The organism is Mycolicibacterium parafortuitum, from assembly GCF_002086815.1.
Lineage (GTDB): Bacteria > Actinomycetota > Actinomycetes > Mycobacteriales > Mycobacteriaceae > Mycobacterium > Mycobacterium parafortuitum.
The window spans coordinates 149,263-164,580 of sequence record NZ_MVID01000010.1 but is presented as its reverse complement, the minus strand read 5'-3'; the positions used below and the strand labels follow the sequence as shown (position 1 = coordinate 164,580).

The 15,318-nt window shown below is 68.8% G+C and carries 12 protein-coding genes; 5 read left to right on the top strand and 7 right to left on the bottom strand.

Features of this window, described 5'->3' with window-relative positions; genetic code table 11:
- The 3 genes from BST38_RS13745 to BST38_RS13735 form a co-directional block, all read right to left on the bottom strand.
- The coding region (locus tag BST38_RS13745) for a type I polyketide synthase (protein WP_165761588.1) at nucleotides 1-3,580 on the bottom strand (3,580 nt) is incomplete at its 3' end.
- Between the two features lie 32 nt (nucleotides 3,581-3,612).
- On the bottom strand, nucleotides 3,613-5,154 hold the full coding sequence (locus tag BST38_RS13740; protein ID WP_237160795.1) for a PfaD family polyunsaturated fatty acid/polyketide biosynthesis protein: 1,542 nt from the start codon (nucleotides 5,152-5,154) through the stop codon (nucleotides 3,613-3,615).
- A gap of 290 nt (nucleotides 5,155-5,444) precedes the next feature.
- Nucleotides 5,445-5,771: a hemophore-related protein gene (locus BST38_RS13735; RefSeq protein WP_083143878.1), complete on the bottom strand. Its 327-nt coding sequence runs from the start codon at nucleotides 5,769-5,771 to the stop codon at nucleotides 5,445-5,447.
- Nucleotides 5,772-6,035: 264 nt separating this feature from the next.
- Here BST38_RS13735 and BST38_RS13730 point away from each other — a divergent pair, with 264 nt between their 5' ends.
- The 4 genes from BST38_RS13730 to rfbD are packed head-to-tail and all read left to right on the top strand — an operon-like array spanning nucleotide 6,036 to nucleotide 11,077.
- Nucleotides 6,036-7,736 carry an autotransporter outer membrane beta-barrel domain-containing protein gene (locus tag BST38_RS13730; protein ID WP_133057231.1) on the top strand — a complete coding sequence of 567 codons (1,701 nt, stop codon included), beginning with the start codon at nucleotides 6,036-6,038 and terminating at the stop codon, nucleotides 7,734-7,736.
- Nucleotides 7,737-7,757: 21 nt separating this feature from the next.
- Nucleotides 7,758-8,627 carry a glucose-1-phosphate thymidylyltransferase RfbA gene (rfbA, locus tag BST38_RS13725; RefSeq protein WP_083143876.1) on the top strand — a complete coding sequence of 290 codons (870 nt, stop codon included), beginning with the start codon at nucleotides 7,758-7,760 and terminating at the stop codon, nucleotides 8,625-8,627.
- Entirely contained in the window at nucleotides 8,627-9,625 is a 999-nt protein-coding gene (gene rfbB, locus BST38_RS13720) for a dTDP-glucose 4,6-dehydratase (RefSeq protein WP_083143875.1), read from the top strand. The genes rfbA and rfbB overlap by 1 nt, the downstream gene beginning before the upstream one ends.
- Before the next feature lie 18 nt (nucleotides 9,626-9,643).
- Entirely contained in the window at nucleotides 9,644-11,077 is a 1,434-nt protein-coding gene (rfbD, locus tag BST38_RS13715; RefSeq protein WP_083143874.1) for a dTDP-4-dehydrorhamnose reductase, read from the top strand.
- 4 nt (nucleotides 11,078-11,081) lie between these two features.
- Here rfbD and BST38_RS13710 read toward each other — a convergent pair whose 3' ends face one another.
- From BST38_RS13710 to BST38_RS13695, 4 genes are all read right to left on the bottom strand, one after another.
- Nucleotides 11,082-11,876, bottom strand: a complete 795-nt coding sequence (locus BST38_RS13710; RefSeq protein WP_083143873.1) for a L,D-transpeptidase — start codon at nucleotides 11,874-11,876, stop codon at nucleotides 11,082-11,084.
- Between the two features lie 106 nt (nucleotides 11,877-11,982).
- A complete protein-coding gene (locus tag BST38_RS13705) occupies nucleotides 11,983-12,570 on the bottom strand; it encodes a Pr6Pr family membrane protein (RefSeq protein ID WP_083143890.1) in 588 nt (195 codons plus the stop codon).
- 24 nt (nucleotides 12,571-12,594) lie between these two features.
- Nucleotides 12,595-13,818: a DUF7159 family protein gene (locus BST38_RS13700; RefSeq protein ID WP_083143872.1), complete on the bottom strand. Its 1,224-nt coding sequence runs from the start codon at nucleotides 13,816-13,818 to the stop codon at nucleotides 12,595-12,597.
- Nucleotides 13,819-13,882: 64 nt separating this feature from the next.
- The gene (locus BST38_RS13695) at nucleotides 13,883-14,836 is read right to left on the bottom strand and encodes a threonine ammonia-lyase (RefSeq protein WP_083143871.1); all 954 of its coding nucleotides are present in this window, start codon (nucleotides 14,834-14,836) and stop codon (nucleotides 13,883-13,885) included.
- A gap of 41 nt (nucleotides 14,837-14,877) precedes the next feature.
- Between BST38_RS13695 and BST38_RS13690 the strand changes: the two genes are divergently transcribed.
- Complete coding sequence (locus BST38_RS13690; RefSeq protein ID WP_237160794.1) at nucleotides 14,878-15,312, top strand: acyl-CoA thioesterase; 435 nt, start codon at nucleotides 14,878-14,880, stop codon at nucleotides 15,310-15,312.
- Nucleotides 15,313-15,318: the final 6 nt, after the last annotated feature.

Below are 15,318 nucleotides of genomic sequence, written 5' to 3'. Positions count from 1 at the left end.
CCATCTCCATCCCCAGCGACAACATATCCGCCGGATAACCCGTCTTCTCCGACACGATCGCCAACACCACATCACCGGTCGGAACCACCGGCGCAGCGGCCGCAACCGGGGCGGGGGTGACCGGCGCGGGTGCCGGGGTCACCGGCGCGGCGGGTTCAGGCGCCACAACAGCGGTCGCACCGTTGGAGGCCGGGACGACACCGTTGGTGGCTGGGGCACTTCCGTTGGTGGCCGGGGCGGAGCCGTTGGTCGCCGGGGCAATTCCGTTGGTGGCAGGAGCGACACCGTTGGTCACCGGCGCTGGGGCTGGAACCACCTCTTTGAGCGCAACCCGCGACCCGTTCTGCGGCGCCGCGGCAGGTCCGCCGACGATGCCGGACATCATCTGGGTGGCGACGTCGAGGAACGCCTGATGGCTCTCGGTCATCACGTCGAGGTAGCGCTGGTGCTGCTCGGCGGTTTCCTTCTGGATCCGGTCGATGATGCTCCAGGCGTCGGTCGACAGCGGTGCCGACACGGTTGGTGCGGGCACATGCACTTCCGGTGCGGGAGAGAGCGTCTGGTGCGCGGCCACGGTGGCGGCTGCGGCCGGAGCCGGGGCGGGGGCCGCCGGCGCCACCGGCATCGCGACGGCGACGGCGTGCGCCGAAGGAGCTTCCATGCGCTGTACTACGGGGGTCATTCGAGATCCTTCTCCAGCGGGGTCGGACTGGGGCGGCGCACTGGTCACGCTGGGACGTGTGCGCTTCGGGGTGATCTGAACCGCTCCGTCCACCGGCGGGTAGGGCTTGCCGAGGTTCGCCCCGCCGACCAGGACGGCATGCTTGGGCGCGGGCTCGTGCTTGGTGGGCTCGTCGAAGTGGTCGAACAGCGACACCAGGTCGAGTTGCACTCCGTCGGCGGCCAGCGCCGCCAGGCCCCGGTGCCAGCCACGCAGGCCGTCGGACTTCGCGCCGTCCAGGGTGACCGCGAGATGCGGTGTCGCGTCCAGGATCTGGTCGACGAGCCCGGTCAGCACGCGACCGGGACCGACCTCGATGAACCGCGTGACGCCGTCGCGCGCCATCGTCTCGATCATGTCCCGGAACTTCACCGGCTGGCGGACCTGGTCGGCGAGCTGCTTGGCCACCTGATGGCCGTACGGCTGCGCGGTCGTGTTCGCATAGACCGGGAATGAGGGCTCGCCGAGTTTGAGCGTGGTGAGGTACTCCCCCAGCGGTGCCGAACTCGACGCGACGATCTCGGAGTGGAACGCCGACGCCACCGGAAGCCGCCTGGATGAATAACCTGCGGCCTTCGCCGCGATCTCGGCCCATTCGATGTCGGCGGCGTGTCCGGCCACCACGACCTGCGTCGGCGCGTTGTCGTTGGCGATGACCAGCGGGCCGACCGATCCGGGGCGCGATTTCAGCAGCGCGTTCACCTCGTCGGCGCCGGCGACGATCGCCAGCATCGCGCCGTCCTTACCCTGGCCGGCCTCGGCCATCAGGACACCGCGCATACGCGCGGTCTCGACCAGCCGCTCGACTGGGATGACGCCGGCGGCGGCCAGCGCGGTGACCTCACCGAAGCTGTGCCCGGCAGCCGCGTCGGCGGTGACGCCGAGGACATCGAGCAGTGCCAGCTGGGCCAGGCTGGCAGCCGCGATCGCCGGCTGGGCGTTCTGCATCGCGGTGAGTTCGGCCTTCTGCGACTCCGCGGTCTGGGTGTCGAAGGCGGGCTCGGGGAATACGATCCGGTGCAGATCCGCCAGATCACCTTCGAGCCCGTCCCATACGGAGATGGCCTCGGGGAACTCCATGGCCAGGTCCGCGCCCATTCCGACGTACTGGCTGCCCTGGCCGGGGAACAGGAATGCGGTCTTTCCCGGGCGCGGGGAGCCGAAGCCCACCGCGATGTTCGGATCCTTCAGCGTGGCCGCGGAACCGTCGGCCAGCGCGGTGCGCAGCTTCTCGGCCAGCGTCTCCAGCGCCCCGGTGTCGGCGGCGACCAGTCCGGCGCGTGCGGGACGGGACGCGTCGAAGTCCCGCGCCGCCTCGAAGGCAATGCGGGCCAGCGACTCCCCTGATCGCGCCGCGGCGACGATGTCGCCGGCCCGCTTCTGCAGGTCGGCGTCGTTGTCGGCGCTGAGCACCACCAGCTCGGTCGGCAGCGTCCGGAGCCGCTTCGCGCGGTGCTCGCCGCGGTACTCCTCGAGCGTGACGTGGAAGTTGCTTCCGCCGAACCCGAACGAACTGACCGCGGCACGCCGCGGCTGCTCTCCGGTGCGGACCCACGGACGCGTCTGCGCGTTGACGTAGAAGGGCGTCTCGTCCAGCCCGAGCGCCGGGTTCGGGCGATCCACCTTCATCGTGCCGGGAAGCGTCGAATGCTGAAGCGCGAGAACGGCCTTGATCAGGCCCGCGGCGCCGGCAGCAGCCTTGGTGTGACCGATCTGGGACTTCACCGAACCCAGCGCGATCCGCGCCGACTCCCCGGTGAACACCGACTTGAGGCCGGCGAACTCAGCGACGTCACCTGCCTTCGTGGCGGTGCCGTGCGCCTCGACGAGTTCGACGGTGTCCGGCGCGTAGCCGGCATGCTCGTATGCCCTGCGCAGCGCCTTCGCCTGGCCCTCCGAGCGCGGTGCGTACACGCTCGACGCGCGGCCGTCGGAGGACGAACCGAGCCCGCGGATCACGGCGAGGATCTGGTTGCCGTCGCGTTCGGCGTCGGCGAGCCGCTTGAGGGCCACCATGCCCACACCCTCGCCGATGATCGTGCCGTCCGCGGCATCCGAGAACGGCCTGCAGTCCCCCGACTGGGAGAACGCGGGCGTCTTGGAGAAGCACATGTACATCATCACGTCGTTGAGTGCGTCGACGCCGCCGGTCAGCACCAGGTCGGACTCGTGCAGATACAGCCGGTGCAACGCGCTCTGCAGCGCCGACAGCGAGCTCGCGCACGCGGCGTCGACGACGAAGTTGCAGCCCCCCAGATCCAGCCGGTTGGCGACGCGGCCGGCCACCACGTTTCCGAGCAGGCCGGGGAACGTGCTCTCGATCCAGGCCGGATAGTGGTCGGCGATGTCCTGGCAGATCTCATCGGCTTCGTCTTCGGGAAGTCCGTTCTCCAGCAACGCCTTGCGCCAGATCGGGCGCTGCATGCGCGAACCCATCTGCACGACGAGCTCGGTCGTGGATGCGACGCCGAGCACGATGTCCACCCGGTCGAGATCGGTCTCGACGTCGGCGCGCATCGCCTCGTCGAGGGTCTTTCTGGCCGCGATCAGGGCGAGCAGTTGTGCCGAATCGGTCGCGGACAGCGCGTTGGGAGGCAGCCCGAACCGGATCGGGTCGAACAGCACCGGATCGATGAACCCGCCACGCTTGCAATAGGTCCTGTCCGGCACCTTCGGATCAGGGTCGTAGTAGTCCTCGATCAGCCAGTGCGACGGCGGCACCTCACTGATCGCGTCCCGGCCACCGGTGATGGTGCGCCAGAACCCCTCGAGGCCGGGCTCTCCCGGATAGATCGCGGTGGCCGCGACGACGGCGACAGGGGTGGCAGAGATGCCGGGGGGCTGCTTGTCTTCGGTCATTGCGCCTTTATCTATCTGCGTGTGGGCGGGAATCATCCGAGGGGTCGTGGACGGAAATCGAAGGCGGAGGGCGGCATTGCCACGCCGGCAGCACGAAGTTGCCCGGCGCGCGTCACGGCGGCCGCGCCCTCGAGCAGATTCATCGCGATCTGGCAGACCGTACGCGACTCGACGGGTTCGAGGAAACTACCCCGGACCCATTCGTTGAAGCCCCCCATCGCCGGGCCACACCAGATCTGGTAATCGGCACGGCGCGCGGTGTTCCCTTCGCGGGCCCACTGCGCACCGTTGAACAGGTACCAGCGAAACACCAGGGCCATACGGTGTTTGGCGTCGACTCGCGCGCGCTCGATCTGCTGCGGATCACGCGTCGCGAAGAACGACTCGGTCTCTGCCCAGATCTCGTCCACACCGAGGCCGAGCACCGCCTTCTCCAGGTTTTTGACCTCGTCCGCGGGCGCCGCCTCCAACGAGGGGTATTTGCGGTAGAACTCGCCGAGCCGCTGCGCGCGCTGAGCGAACATGGTGCCGCGCTTGAGCACCTGCACCGTGACACCCATCTCGAACATGTCGGCCGCGGGCGCCATCGCCACATCGGTGGCCTGCGCCAGGGCAAGCAGGGCTCGCGCATCGGGCGACAGCCCGCTTTCGACGGCCGACTGGTTCACCGAACCGGTCAGCACATATGCGGCGCCCGCGGCGAACGCGGCCGCCACGGCCGACGGTGTGCCGAGCCCGCCGGCGGCACCGACCCGCGGCAACACCGGGTACCCGTGGGCGGCGGCGATCTCGTCGCGCAGTTCGATCAGGCGCGGCAGCAGCACCGTCAAGGCCCGGTTGTCGGTGTGACCGCCCGAGTCGGCTTCCGCCGTGATGTCCTCGGCGATCGGGATGGTCGCGGCCAGGCCGGCCTCGTCAGCGGTGAGCCTGCCGTCGGCCACCAGCGCACGCAGCATCTGTTCGGGTGCCGGAGAAAGGAATTGGCGTGCCACCTCGTCGCGGGAAACCTTGGCGAAGATGTGCCCGGCACGGATGACGCGCCCGTCGGCGCCGCGGCGCAGGCCTTTCGCGGCATAGAGCACGACGGCTGGAGTCAGTTGCATGAACGCCGAGGCCGACACGTATCGAACCCCGAGCCGGTGGAACAGCTCGACGGTGGCCATCTCGACACCGTCGCTCTGGACGTTGTGGATCAGGTTGGCGCCCCACCCGAGACTGTCGGGTCCGACGGCGTCCTGGATCTCACGCACGCCGGCTTCGATGGTGTTCAGGTCGAGCCCGGCGCTGCCGTAGAACGCCATCACCCCCGCCCGCACACCTTCGATGGTCATCCGGGGGGTCGCGATGCCACGCGCCATCTCTCCGATGACATACGGGAACCGCACGCCATGCGCCGCGGTGAAACTGCGGTCACCCAGCCACTCCGGATAGATCGCGGGAAGGATCGCGAGCAGACTTTGCCGCATCAGCTCCGGTGTGAGCGCTCCAGAACCGTCGAGAAGGACGGGCCGTGGCCCGTCCGGGGACGCCACGACGGCGACCGGCCGGCGGATCTCGGCAAGTGCCTCGAACACGTCGGAACGATCGAGCAATCCCGCCGAGGCGCCGTTTACATGATGAGACTCAGTCAGCGCTCCTCGCACGGCAGGGACTCTAACGGTTTAATTTACGGTGGGGTAGGTTTTGGCCGACTGAGGGCAAATCAGCAATGCTGTCCGGCGTGTCGGGTGATCCGCGTTCAAGGGACGACACATACCAGCTTGCACGCACGGCAAACTTCCCGTCGGCATCTCGCGAACGGAAAACCCAGATCAGAGCACGAACTGGACCGGCCGCGCCGCGGCCGGTCCAGGCGTCATCGGAATCAGTAATTCATGCAGGAGCCGGCCACCTGGCTGACTTGGGGGCCGAGCAGCGCGGTGAGCATCTGCTGCAGCTGCGGATTGGCGGCTTGCTGCTTGGCGATCTCGGCGCGTCGTTGCTCGACCGGCATCGCCAGGAACGATTGCAGGTTCGCCTGCATGTCCGGGCGCATCGACAGCTGCGCTGCCAGCTCAGGAGTCTGGGCGTTCATCGCCGCGGTGACTTGCGTGTAACTGCAACTCGTCGTCGCCAACGCCTCGGAAAGCGGATCCGCCGCGGCGGTTCCCGATGCGACGGACAGGCCGATCGCCGCCGCACCGCCGATCACGGCAATCCGTGCAATCCCCCGCCGAACCCACTGTGCAGACCTCAAGGCAGAACACCCCTCCTGTGACTGGATCCGTCAAGAGCGGATCCGGGCACGTCGTATCTTGACCGCGCCGAGCGGTCCGCGCAACACCCACGTGCAGCCCGAACCGCACCGCTTCCCGCGTATGGTGAACGCCGCCGTTAATTTTTGCCAGAAACCCCGATCGGTGCGCAAACGGCGCGTAACATGCGGCTTCGGTGGGGACGCGAGAACAGGATGTCGATGGATTCGGTACGGGTTAAGGGTGGCTTGCTGGCCACAACGTTCGTCACGGGAGCACTCGCATCCTCGACGCTGGTCGGCGCTCCGACCGCCGACGCCTCGTGCTTCTCCATCTTCGGAATCGGCAACGGTAACGGCTGTACCAGCAACCCGCTGAGCTTCGCGATCGCGATCGGCGACGGCGCGACCGCCGATGCCAGGCTGGGATTCCTCGGCGGGGCGATCGCTCTGGGCAGCAATACCAGCGCGACCACGAACTGGACTCTGGGCACAGCGGTCACCGCTCTCGGTGACGGCGCCAGTGCCATCGCGTCGTACTCGCTGTTCTCGTTCCTGTCGCAACTGGGCCGTGGGACCACGACCGTGATCGGCGGACCTAATCTCGCCGTCGGAATCTCGAACGGAGATGCTCAGTCCACCAGCATCATCGGTGGATTCAACATCCTGGCCCACATCGGTTCCGGCACCGCCTCGGCGCTCGGCGGCGCGAACCTCCTCCTCGGTTATTCGGGCAGCGGCGCCCACAATGTCGGCGCCTCGGGGTTCGGCAACGTGGGTATCCAGCTGGGACCGGGAAGCACGCAGATCGTCGGCGGCCTCAACCTTGCTCTGGGAGCCTCCCCGTGGGGCAGCGGCGCCCAGGTCACGGTCGCGGGCCTGCTCGGCACGGTGGCGCTGAACCTGTTCGGTAACGGCACCACCTCGGCCCAGGGCGTGTTCGGCGGCGCCGTGAACCTCTTCGGAACCAGCAACGTCGAGATGGCGGGCATCTTCTCGACCGCGCTGAATATTCTCGGCAACGGCAACAACGTCCGCGTGATCCCGCAGGCATTGCTCAGCATTGCCCTGGGAGTGCTGAGCAACGACGCCAGCGTGACGGCCGGCCCGGGGCCGATCTCACTCGACATCGCGCTCCTGGAGAACGCGTTCGCCGTCGGTCGGGCGATCGGATCGGTGATCAACGACAGCTCCGCACCCGGTACCGCCGCCACCCACATGGCCTCACACGCCCTGACCGACGCGATGTCCGCCGCGGCGGCCGGTGACCTGACGGCGGCGCTCTCGGCGCTGGCGACGTTGCCCCGCAACGTGATCAACGCATTCCTGCACGGCTACGACCCCGATGGCGACGGCCCGGCCGACGCACTTCCCGGTTTGCTGTCGCAGAAGGAGAACGGCCACAACGGGGGCCCGATCTACCAGTTGTTCGTCGGGCTTCCCGCCTCGATCGGGGCCGCCATCGAGAACGTCTCCTCAGCTGCTGCGCAGTCCCGCGCGACCGCCGCCCCCGAATCGGAAGCCGCCGACGGTGTCTCCGACGGCGAGGCCGCACTCGGTGAGGACACTCCCGCCGACGACGCTCCCGCTGACGACACGGTCGTCGATGACACAGTCGTCGACGACACGGTTGTCGACGACACGGTTGTCGACGACACCGCCGCTGAGGACACGGTCGAGGACGACGCCGACATCGACGTCGAAATCGACGACACCACAGACACTTCCACGAGCGAGGACCCCGAACCTGCCGGGCCTTCCGGGTCGGGCTCGCCCGGATCCTCCGCCGACGGCGACAAGTCCGACGATTCGGGATCGACGGCGAGTTCCGGTTCCGGCTCCGACGGCGACGCCGGTTCCAGCAGCGGCAAGCACCGCAAGGGTGGCGGCAAGCACCGCGCCGGCCCCAAGCACGCGGCCTGACATGGGAAGTGCGACGGCGCTGTGAAAGGAATCATCCTCGCGGGTGGGTCCGGCTCGCGACTGCATCCGATCACCTACGGGGTGTCCAAACAGCTAATCCCGGTCTACGACAAGCCGATGGTGTACTACCCGCTGTCGACACTGATGCTGGCCGGCATCCGCGACATCCTGGTCATCACCACGCCGCACGACGCGCACAGTTTCGAGCGTCTGCTCGGTAACGGTTCACGATTCGGGGTGTCCATCACCTTCGCCCAGCAGCCGTCACCCGACGGGCTCGCGCAAGCGTTCACCATCGGTGAGGACTTCATCGGCGACGACAAGGTCGCGCTCGTCCTGGGTGACAACCTGCTGTACGGGCCGGGGCTGGGCACTCAGCTGCGGGACTTCTCCGACCTCGACGGTGGGACCATCTTCGCGTACTGGGTCGCCGAACCGTCGGCCTACGGCGTGGTCGAGTTCGACCCCGCCGGCGTGGTCGTGTCGTTGGAGGAGAAGCCGAAGCTACCCAAGAGCAATTACGCGGTCCCGGGGCTGTACTTCTACGACAACGACGTCGTCGAGATCGCCAGGCACCTCAAGCCCAGCGACCGTGGCGAATACGAGATCACCGACGTCAACCGCGCCTACCTGGACCAGGGCCGATTGCGGGTGCAGGTGCTGCCGCGCGGGACCGCCTGGCTGGACACCGGAACCTTCGACCAGATGACCGATGCGGCCGACTTCGTGCGCACCATGGAGCGGCGGACCGGTTTGAAGATCGGGGTGCCCGAGGAGATCGCCTGGCGGCAGGGCTTTCTCAGCGACGACGAGCTGTGCGACCTGGCCACCGGATTGGTGAAATCAGGCTACGGTAAGTACCTTCTCGATCTTCTCGACAGGGGTATTTAGTGGCGCGACTTCTCGTCACCGGTGGTGCCGGTTTCATCGGATCCAACTTCGTGCACCACGTCATCGCGAACACCGACCATCACGTCACCGTGCTGGACAAACTCACCTATGCGGGCAACCGCGCCTCGCTGAACGGACTGCCCGAGCACCGGGTCGATTTCGTCCACGGCGACGTCGCCGACGCCGAACTGGTCGACGACCTCGTAGGCGCCGCCGACGCAGTCGTGCACTATGCCGCGGAATCCCACAACGACAACTCGCTGGACCGCCCCGAACCGTTCCTGCACTCCAACGTGATCGGCACCTTCACGCTGTTGGAAGCTGTTCGCAGGCACGGCAAGAGGATGCACCACATCTCCACCGACGAGGTGTACGGCGATCTGGACCTCGACGATCCGGCGAGGTTCACCGAGGCCAGCCCGTACAACCCGTCCTCGCCGTACTCGTCCACCAAGGCCGGCAGCGATCTTCTGGTCCGGGCCTGGACCCGGTCCTTCGGGGTGGCCGCGACGATCTCGAACTGCTCCAACAACTACGGGCCCTTCCAACACGTCGAGAAGTTCATCCCGCGCCAGATCACCAACATCCTGTGGGGCATCCGCCCCCGCCTCTACGGCGAGGGCCGCAATGTGCGGGACTGGATCCACGCCGACGACCACTCGTCGGCAGTGCTGTTGATCCTGGAGAAGGGCCGCATCGGCGAGACCTACCTGATCGGCGCCAACGGCGAGAAGGACAACAAGACGGTGGTCGAGTTGATCCTGAAGCTGATGGGCCAGGATCACGACGCCTACGACCGGGTCCCGGACCGGGTCGGACATGACCTGCGCTACGCAATCGACCCGACCAAGCTGCGCGATGAACTGGGCTGGCAGCCCAGGTACCGTGATTTCGAACAGGGCCTCGCGGCGACCATCGACTGGTACCGCACCCACGAGGACTGGTGGGCGCCCGCCAAGGAAGCGACCGAGGCGTTCTACGCCCGAATCGGCCAATAACACAGGGGCGGAACAGTTTTGACGGAGTACGGTAAGACGCTGCGCGCGATCGACACGCCGATCCCCGGGCTCACCCTCTGGGAACTGCCCGTGCACGGCGACAATCGCGGTTGGTTCAAGGAGAACTGGCAGCGCGCGAAGATGGTGGCCGCCGGGTTGCCGGATTTCGGCCCGGTGCAGAACAACATCTCGTTCAACCAGGCCGCCGGGACCACCCGCGGGATCCACGCCGAACCGTGGGACAAGTTCATCTCGGTCGGTTCGGGCCGGATCTTCGGCACGTGGGTCGACCTGCGCTCGGGGCCGACTTTCGGCACGGTGTTCAGCGCCGAGATCGATCCGTCGCGCGCGGTGTTCGTGCCGCGTGGTGTCGGCAACGGCTTCCAGACGCTGGAACCCGAGACTGTCTACGTCTACCTGGTCAACGACCACTACTCGCCTGATGTCAGCTACCCGTCGCTGAACCCCGCCGACGCCGCCCTCGGCATCGACTGGCCGATCCCGCTGGACCGCGCGGAGATGTCGGAGAAGGACCGCGCCCAGCCGCCGCTGTCAGAGGTCCAACCGGTCCCGGCACCCAAGACGCTGGTCCTCGGCGCCGACGGGCAGCTCGGTCGCGCCCTGCGCGCCGAGTTCGCCGGCGCGCCGCATGTCGAGTTCGCCACCCGCGCCGAATTCGACCTGGCCTCCGGTGACCTGTCGGCGCTGCGACGCTGGCGCGACTACGACACCATCGTCAACGCGGCGGCCTACACCGCGGTGGACACCGCGGAGACCGCCGAGGGGCGGACCGCGGCATGGAGCGTCAACGTCACCGGTGTCGCCGAACTGGCGCGGATCGCCGCCGCCCACGGCATCACCCTGGTGCACGTCTCCAGTGACTACGTCTTCGACGGCACCGCGACGCGGCCGTACCGCGAGGACGACCCCGTGGTGCCGCTCGGTGTCTACGGACAGACCAAGGCCGCGGGCGACCAGATCGTGTCCACCGTGCCCCGGCACTACATCGTGCGTACGTCATGGGTGGTCGGCGACGGCCGCAATTTCGTGCAGACCATGCTGTCGCTGGCCGAGCGCGGGGTGGACCCGTCGGTGGTCGACGACCAGCGTGGACGTCTGACGTTCACCTCGGAGTTGGCCCGTGCGATCCGCCACCTCCTGCAGACCAAAGCCGCGTACGGCACCTACAACGTGTCCGGGTCGGGGTCCGTGGGTTCGTGGGCCGACATCGCACGGCAGACGTTCGCACTGGCCGGCCACGATCCGCAACGGGTCCACCCGGTGTCCACGGACGCCTACTTCGCGGGCGCGACCGCGCCGGTCGCTCCCCGCCCGGCGAGCAGCGTGCTGGACCTGTCGAAGCTCGAGGCGACCGGATTCGTCCCGGCCGACGCCGCCGACACCCTCGCCGACTACGTCGTGGCCCGCACCAGGCAGACCCAGCAGGCCTGACCGGTCAGGCCTGCACGACGATCGGGTCGCCGACCGAGACCGTGTCGTAGTACCACGCGGCGTTGTCGGGGCTGAGATTGATGCAGCCGTGGCTGACGTTGGCGTAGCCCTGCGAGCCGACCGACCACGGCGCCGAGTGCACGTAGACACCGCCCCAGGTGACCCGGACGCCGTACTCCCCCTTGATCAGGTAGCCCTCCGGGTCGTCCAGTGGGATGCCGATGGTGCGGGAGTCGAACGTGACGTTGCGCTCCTTCGACAGGGCGGTGAAGCGGCCGATCGGGGTCGGGAACTTGGGTTTGCCCATCGACGCGGGCATCTGCCGCGCGACCTCCCCGTCGATGCTGACGGTGAACGTGTACGAACTCAGATCGGCGACACCGACCACCGAGGAGCCGGTCTGGAAGCCGGTGGAGAATCCGCCCACCGACACCGCGATCGGCGTGTGGGCGGGATAGAACTCCGCCGGCTCCCATTGCACCCGGCGGTCGTCGAGCCAGGTGAAGGAGCCGTCTGCGGGTCCGGCCGTGCCTGCGGGACGTACCTCGATCGATTGCTGCGCCGATGCCCGGTCCCGCACGGGTTCGGCGAACGTGACCGTAACGGGATGTGCGACCCCGACGGTCTGGCCGGGCTCCGGGGACACCGCCGCGACGGCGGTGTCGACCGCGGCCGTGGCTGCTGTGACCGGACCGGTGACGGCCAGCCCGGTCAGCAGCACCGCACTGCACGCCGCGGCCGCCAGGCGCGCGAAGGTCCTGCGCGGTGATCGGGTTTGCTGCCGACGGTGCCTGCGCATGCTGCCATCCTAGGTTGTCGGATCCGCCCAGGCGACGCTGCTGCTTCACGTCGCGGCAAAGCCGCGGACTCTCCCACCGACTATCGGTGCGCGGACCCGCGACGTTTCACGCCGAATGCGTCGACAGCACCCGAGCGCCGCGGTGCAGCGCCAGCAGGACGTAACCCGACGCCAGGACGCCGGCGGCCAGCGCACCGACGTTCAGCGCGACGACTCCGGCGCCGACGCTGCCGGGATCGAGGAAGTAGTACGGTGCGCGCCGGCCCAGGTCGTTCAGCACGAGCAGGGCCAACAGCAGGTATCCGGCCGGGTAGGCCAGCCACACGAGCGGTTGCCACCAGCGCAGTGCCGCGGCGCCGCGGCCGACGAGCAGCCAGTCCGCCAGCGCGAGGACCGGGACCGCCACGTGCAGCAGGAAGTTCGCCGGGGTGTAGCCCATGCTGTGCTCGGTCAGGAACAGGTTCCAGACGACGCCGGCCAGCACCACGTAGAGCACGACGGCACCGCGCCAGACGACGCGAGTGTCGGCCCTCGGCGACACCAGCGTCCACCCGAAGTAGGCCGCGGCGAGCAGGTTGGCCTGATAGGTGAACGTGATCAGGCGCCACCCGACACCCCTGCTCGACGTCACCTCGACAAGCACCAGTGCCGCCACCACGCACGCGACGATCGCCGCGCGCAGCACGGTCCGCATGCTCACTTCAGCGAGCCTATGCGCCTACGGCAGCGGCGGCGCGGGCGGCGGCGGGGCCTGCTCCGGCAGGTCGTCGCGGTTGCCGATCCGGTCCCGGATCCGCTGCAGGATGCCGGGGCGCTCCTCGGGCACGGGCGGCACCATCGCGGGCGGCGCGACGGCGTCGACCGCCGGCGGCAACGGTTCGGGCGGCGCCTCCACCGGGGGGACCCCCATAGTGGGCACCTCCACCGGGGGGACCTCCACCGGCGGCATCTCCACAGTGGGCACCTCCACCGGGATCGCCTCTTCGGGCACGGCCTCGACCGCGGGGACCGGCGCCGGCGGCGGCACCGGCGTGCGCGTCCGCACCTGGGCCGGGGCCACCGAGGCCGGAGCCTCGGCGACCGGGCGGGTGGGCGCGACCGCACGCTCGGGCACCAGCTGCAGGGCGAGGGCCGCCGATGCCGACGCGACGAAGGTGACGACACCGGCGGTCAGCAGCGCGGCCGGCCCGAATTTCGCAAAACGGCGTGCCACCGTGCGTTTCGCCTCATGCGGTGCGTTGTCGGGGCAGGCGGTGAGCTCCCCCGGCTGCGCGCAGGCCAGCGCGGCGCCGCGGGCCAGGGCCAGCTGCGCCTGGTCCGGCGAGAACACCGGCACCCCCAGCGCGTCTTCGAGTAGCGGCAGCAGATCGTCGAGGTCCTCGGCGGAACCGACGAGCACCAGCGCCTCCGGTTCCCAGTCGGCGCGGGCGAACACCGCGCTGAGCCAGCCGACGAGGTCGTCCTCGGTCACCACGTTGTGGTTGACCGCGGTCTGCACGGCATCGTCGGCGTCCCCACCGGCGGAGACCACCAAGGCGATCAGCTGCTCGGGCTCGATCACGCACACGGCGGTGGTCGTATAGCCCAGGACGTGCGCGATGCGGCGGGCCAGCGCGTCGGTGGCCTCCGACAGCCGCACCGGTACGACGTTGCCGAACCCGGATTCGTTCAACGAATCCAGCAGCAAGGCGGCTTCGGTGTCCGCGTCGTCACTCCAGGTCACCCCGATCGAGTGCACGCGCCGGCCCAGGTCGGCGGCGACCGCCTCGCTGCGCAGCACCGCGGCCGCGGCCTTCTCGGACGTCGTCAGGGCGTCGGCCTGACCGCGCCTTCGGATCTCGAAGCGTTCGCCGTCGAGCGTGACCCGGTCGTCGTCGCTGCCCTCGACCAGGACGACACCGACCCCCGACGGCGTCACCGACAACCCGAGCACAGCGTTCACGAGAACTCCTTCAAAATCCCGGGTGACCCTACCGCCGGCCCGGCGGGATTGCACACCTGTCAAATCAGCCGGGAACCGGTTCGGCCAGGATCTGACGCAGCATCTGGGGTTCGATGTTGCCGCCGGACAGAATCACCGCGGTCTCCCCCGGCGGCGTGCCGCCACGCCGGTAGCCGGCCAGCGCCACCGCGCCGCTGGGCTCCGCCACGAGCCGGCCCCGGTATGCCAATTCGCGTACCGCCGAACGTATCTCGTCCTCCGAGACGGTGATCACCCCGTCCAGCACTCGCTGAAGGTGGGCGAACGTCAGCTCCGACGGCTGGGAACGCAGGCCGTCGGCGATCGTGCGGTTGCGGTCCTCGATGGACCAGTCGACGCGGTGGCCCGCACGCAGGCCCGCGGCGGTGTCGGCGGCCAACTCGGGTTCCACGCCGAAGACCTTCGCCTGCGGGCACAGCGCGCGGATCGCGGTGCCGATACCGGAGGCCAACCCCCCGCCGCTGACCGGGATCAGCACGGTGCGCACCGACGGCAGGTCCTCGGCGATCTCGATGCCGATCGTGCCCTGCCCGGCGATCACGTCGGGATGGTCGAACGGCGGGATCATCGCGCCTGCGGTCTCGGCGAGAACCTCCGCGGCGACCGCCTCTCGTTGCCCTGCCTCCGAGAGCACCACGCGCGCACCGAGGTCTCGGGTCGCCTGGATCTTGATGTTCGGGGTCTCCTTCGGCATCACGATGTGGGCGCGCAGCCCGAACGCCGCCGCGGCGTACGCCACGGCCTGGGCGTGATTGCCGCTGGAGTACGCGACCGCGTCGCTCGCGCGGTCCTTCACCGCCCCGACCGCGTTGAACGCCCCGCGGACCTTGAACGCGCCGATCGGCTGCAGGCTCTCGGGCTTGATCCACAACGGCCGCTCGGGGTCACCCCAGCGCGCCGACAGCAGCGGGGTGCGCACCACGTGCGGGCGGATGCGGTCCGCCGCGGCCCTGACGTCTTCGATCGTCACCAGCTTCATGACTCGAGTCTGCGGCACCGGGCTTCTTCTAAGGTGTTCGGGTGAGCGAGATCCCGGCCACGTTCTCCCTGCCGATCGTGCCCCGCTACGCCGAGGTCGACCAGCAGGGCGTGGTCTTCAATGGGCATTACCTGACCTGGTTCGACGAGGCGTGCACCGGCCTGCTCGACACCCTCGGGGTGTCGTATCCGGAACTGATGGCCGGCGGACACGACTTCCAGGTCGTGCACAGCGAGATCGACTACGCGTCCTCGGTGCGCTGGCGCGACACCGTCCGGGTGGCCGCGCGCTGCCGCCGGGTCGGGTCGACGAGCTTCACCGTCGAGTTCAGCGTGCTCGCCGCCACCGAGGCCGAGCCCGAACGCGTTGCGGTGCGCGGACACAACGTCTACGTCGTGGTGTCGACCCAGGACTGGACCAAGCGGCCGGTGCCGGATGCACTGCGCGCCGCATTGACCCGTTCCTGCGGCGGCTGAGCGGTA

Bases quoted from the DNA above. Each gene is read 5' to 3' on its own strand.
- BST38_RS13730 (WP_133057231.1), top strand. From the start codon at position 6,036: ATGGATTCGGTACGGGTTAAGGGTGGCTTGCTGGCCACAACGTTCGTC.
- BST38_RS13710 (WP_083143873.1), bottom strand. From the start codon at position 11,876: ATGCGCAGGCACCGTCGGCAGCAAACCCGATCACCGCGCAGGACCTTC.
- BST38_RS13705 (WP_083143890.1), bottom strand. From the start codon at position 12,570: ATGCGGACCGTGCTGCGCGCGGCGATCGTCGCGTGCGTGGTGGCGGCA.
- BST38_RS13695 (WP_083143871.1), bottom strand. From the start codon at position 14,836: ATGAAGCTGGTGACGATCGAAGACGTCAGGGCCGCGGCGGACCGCATC.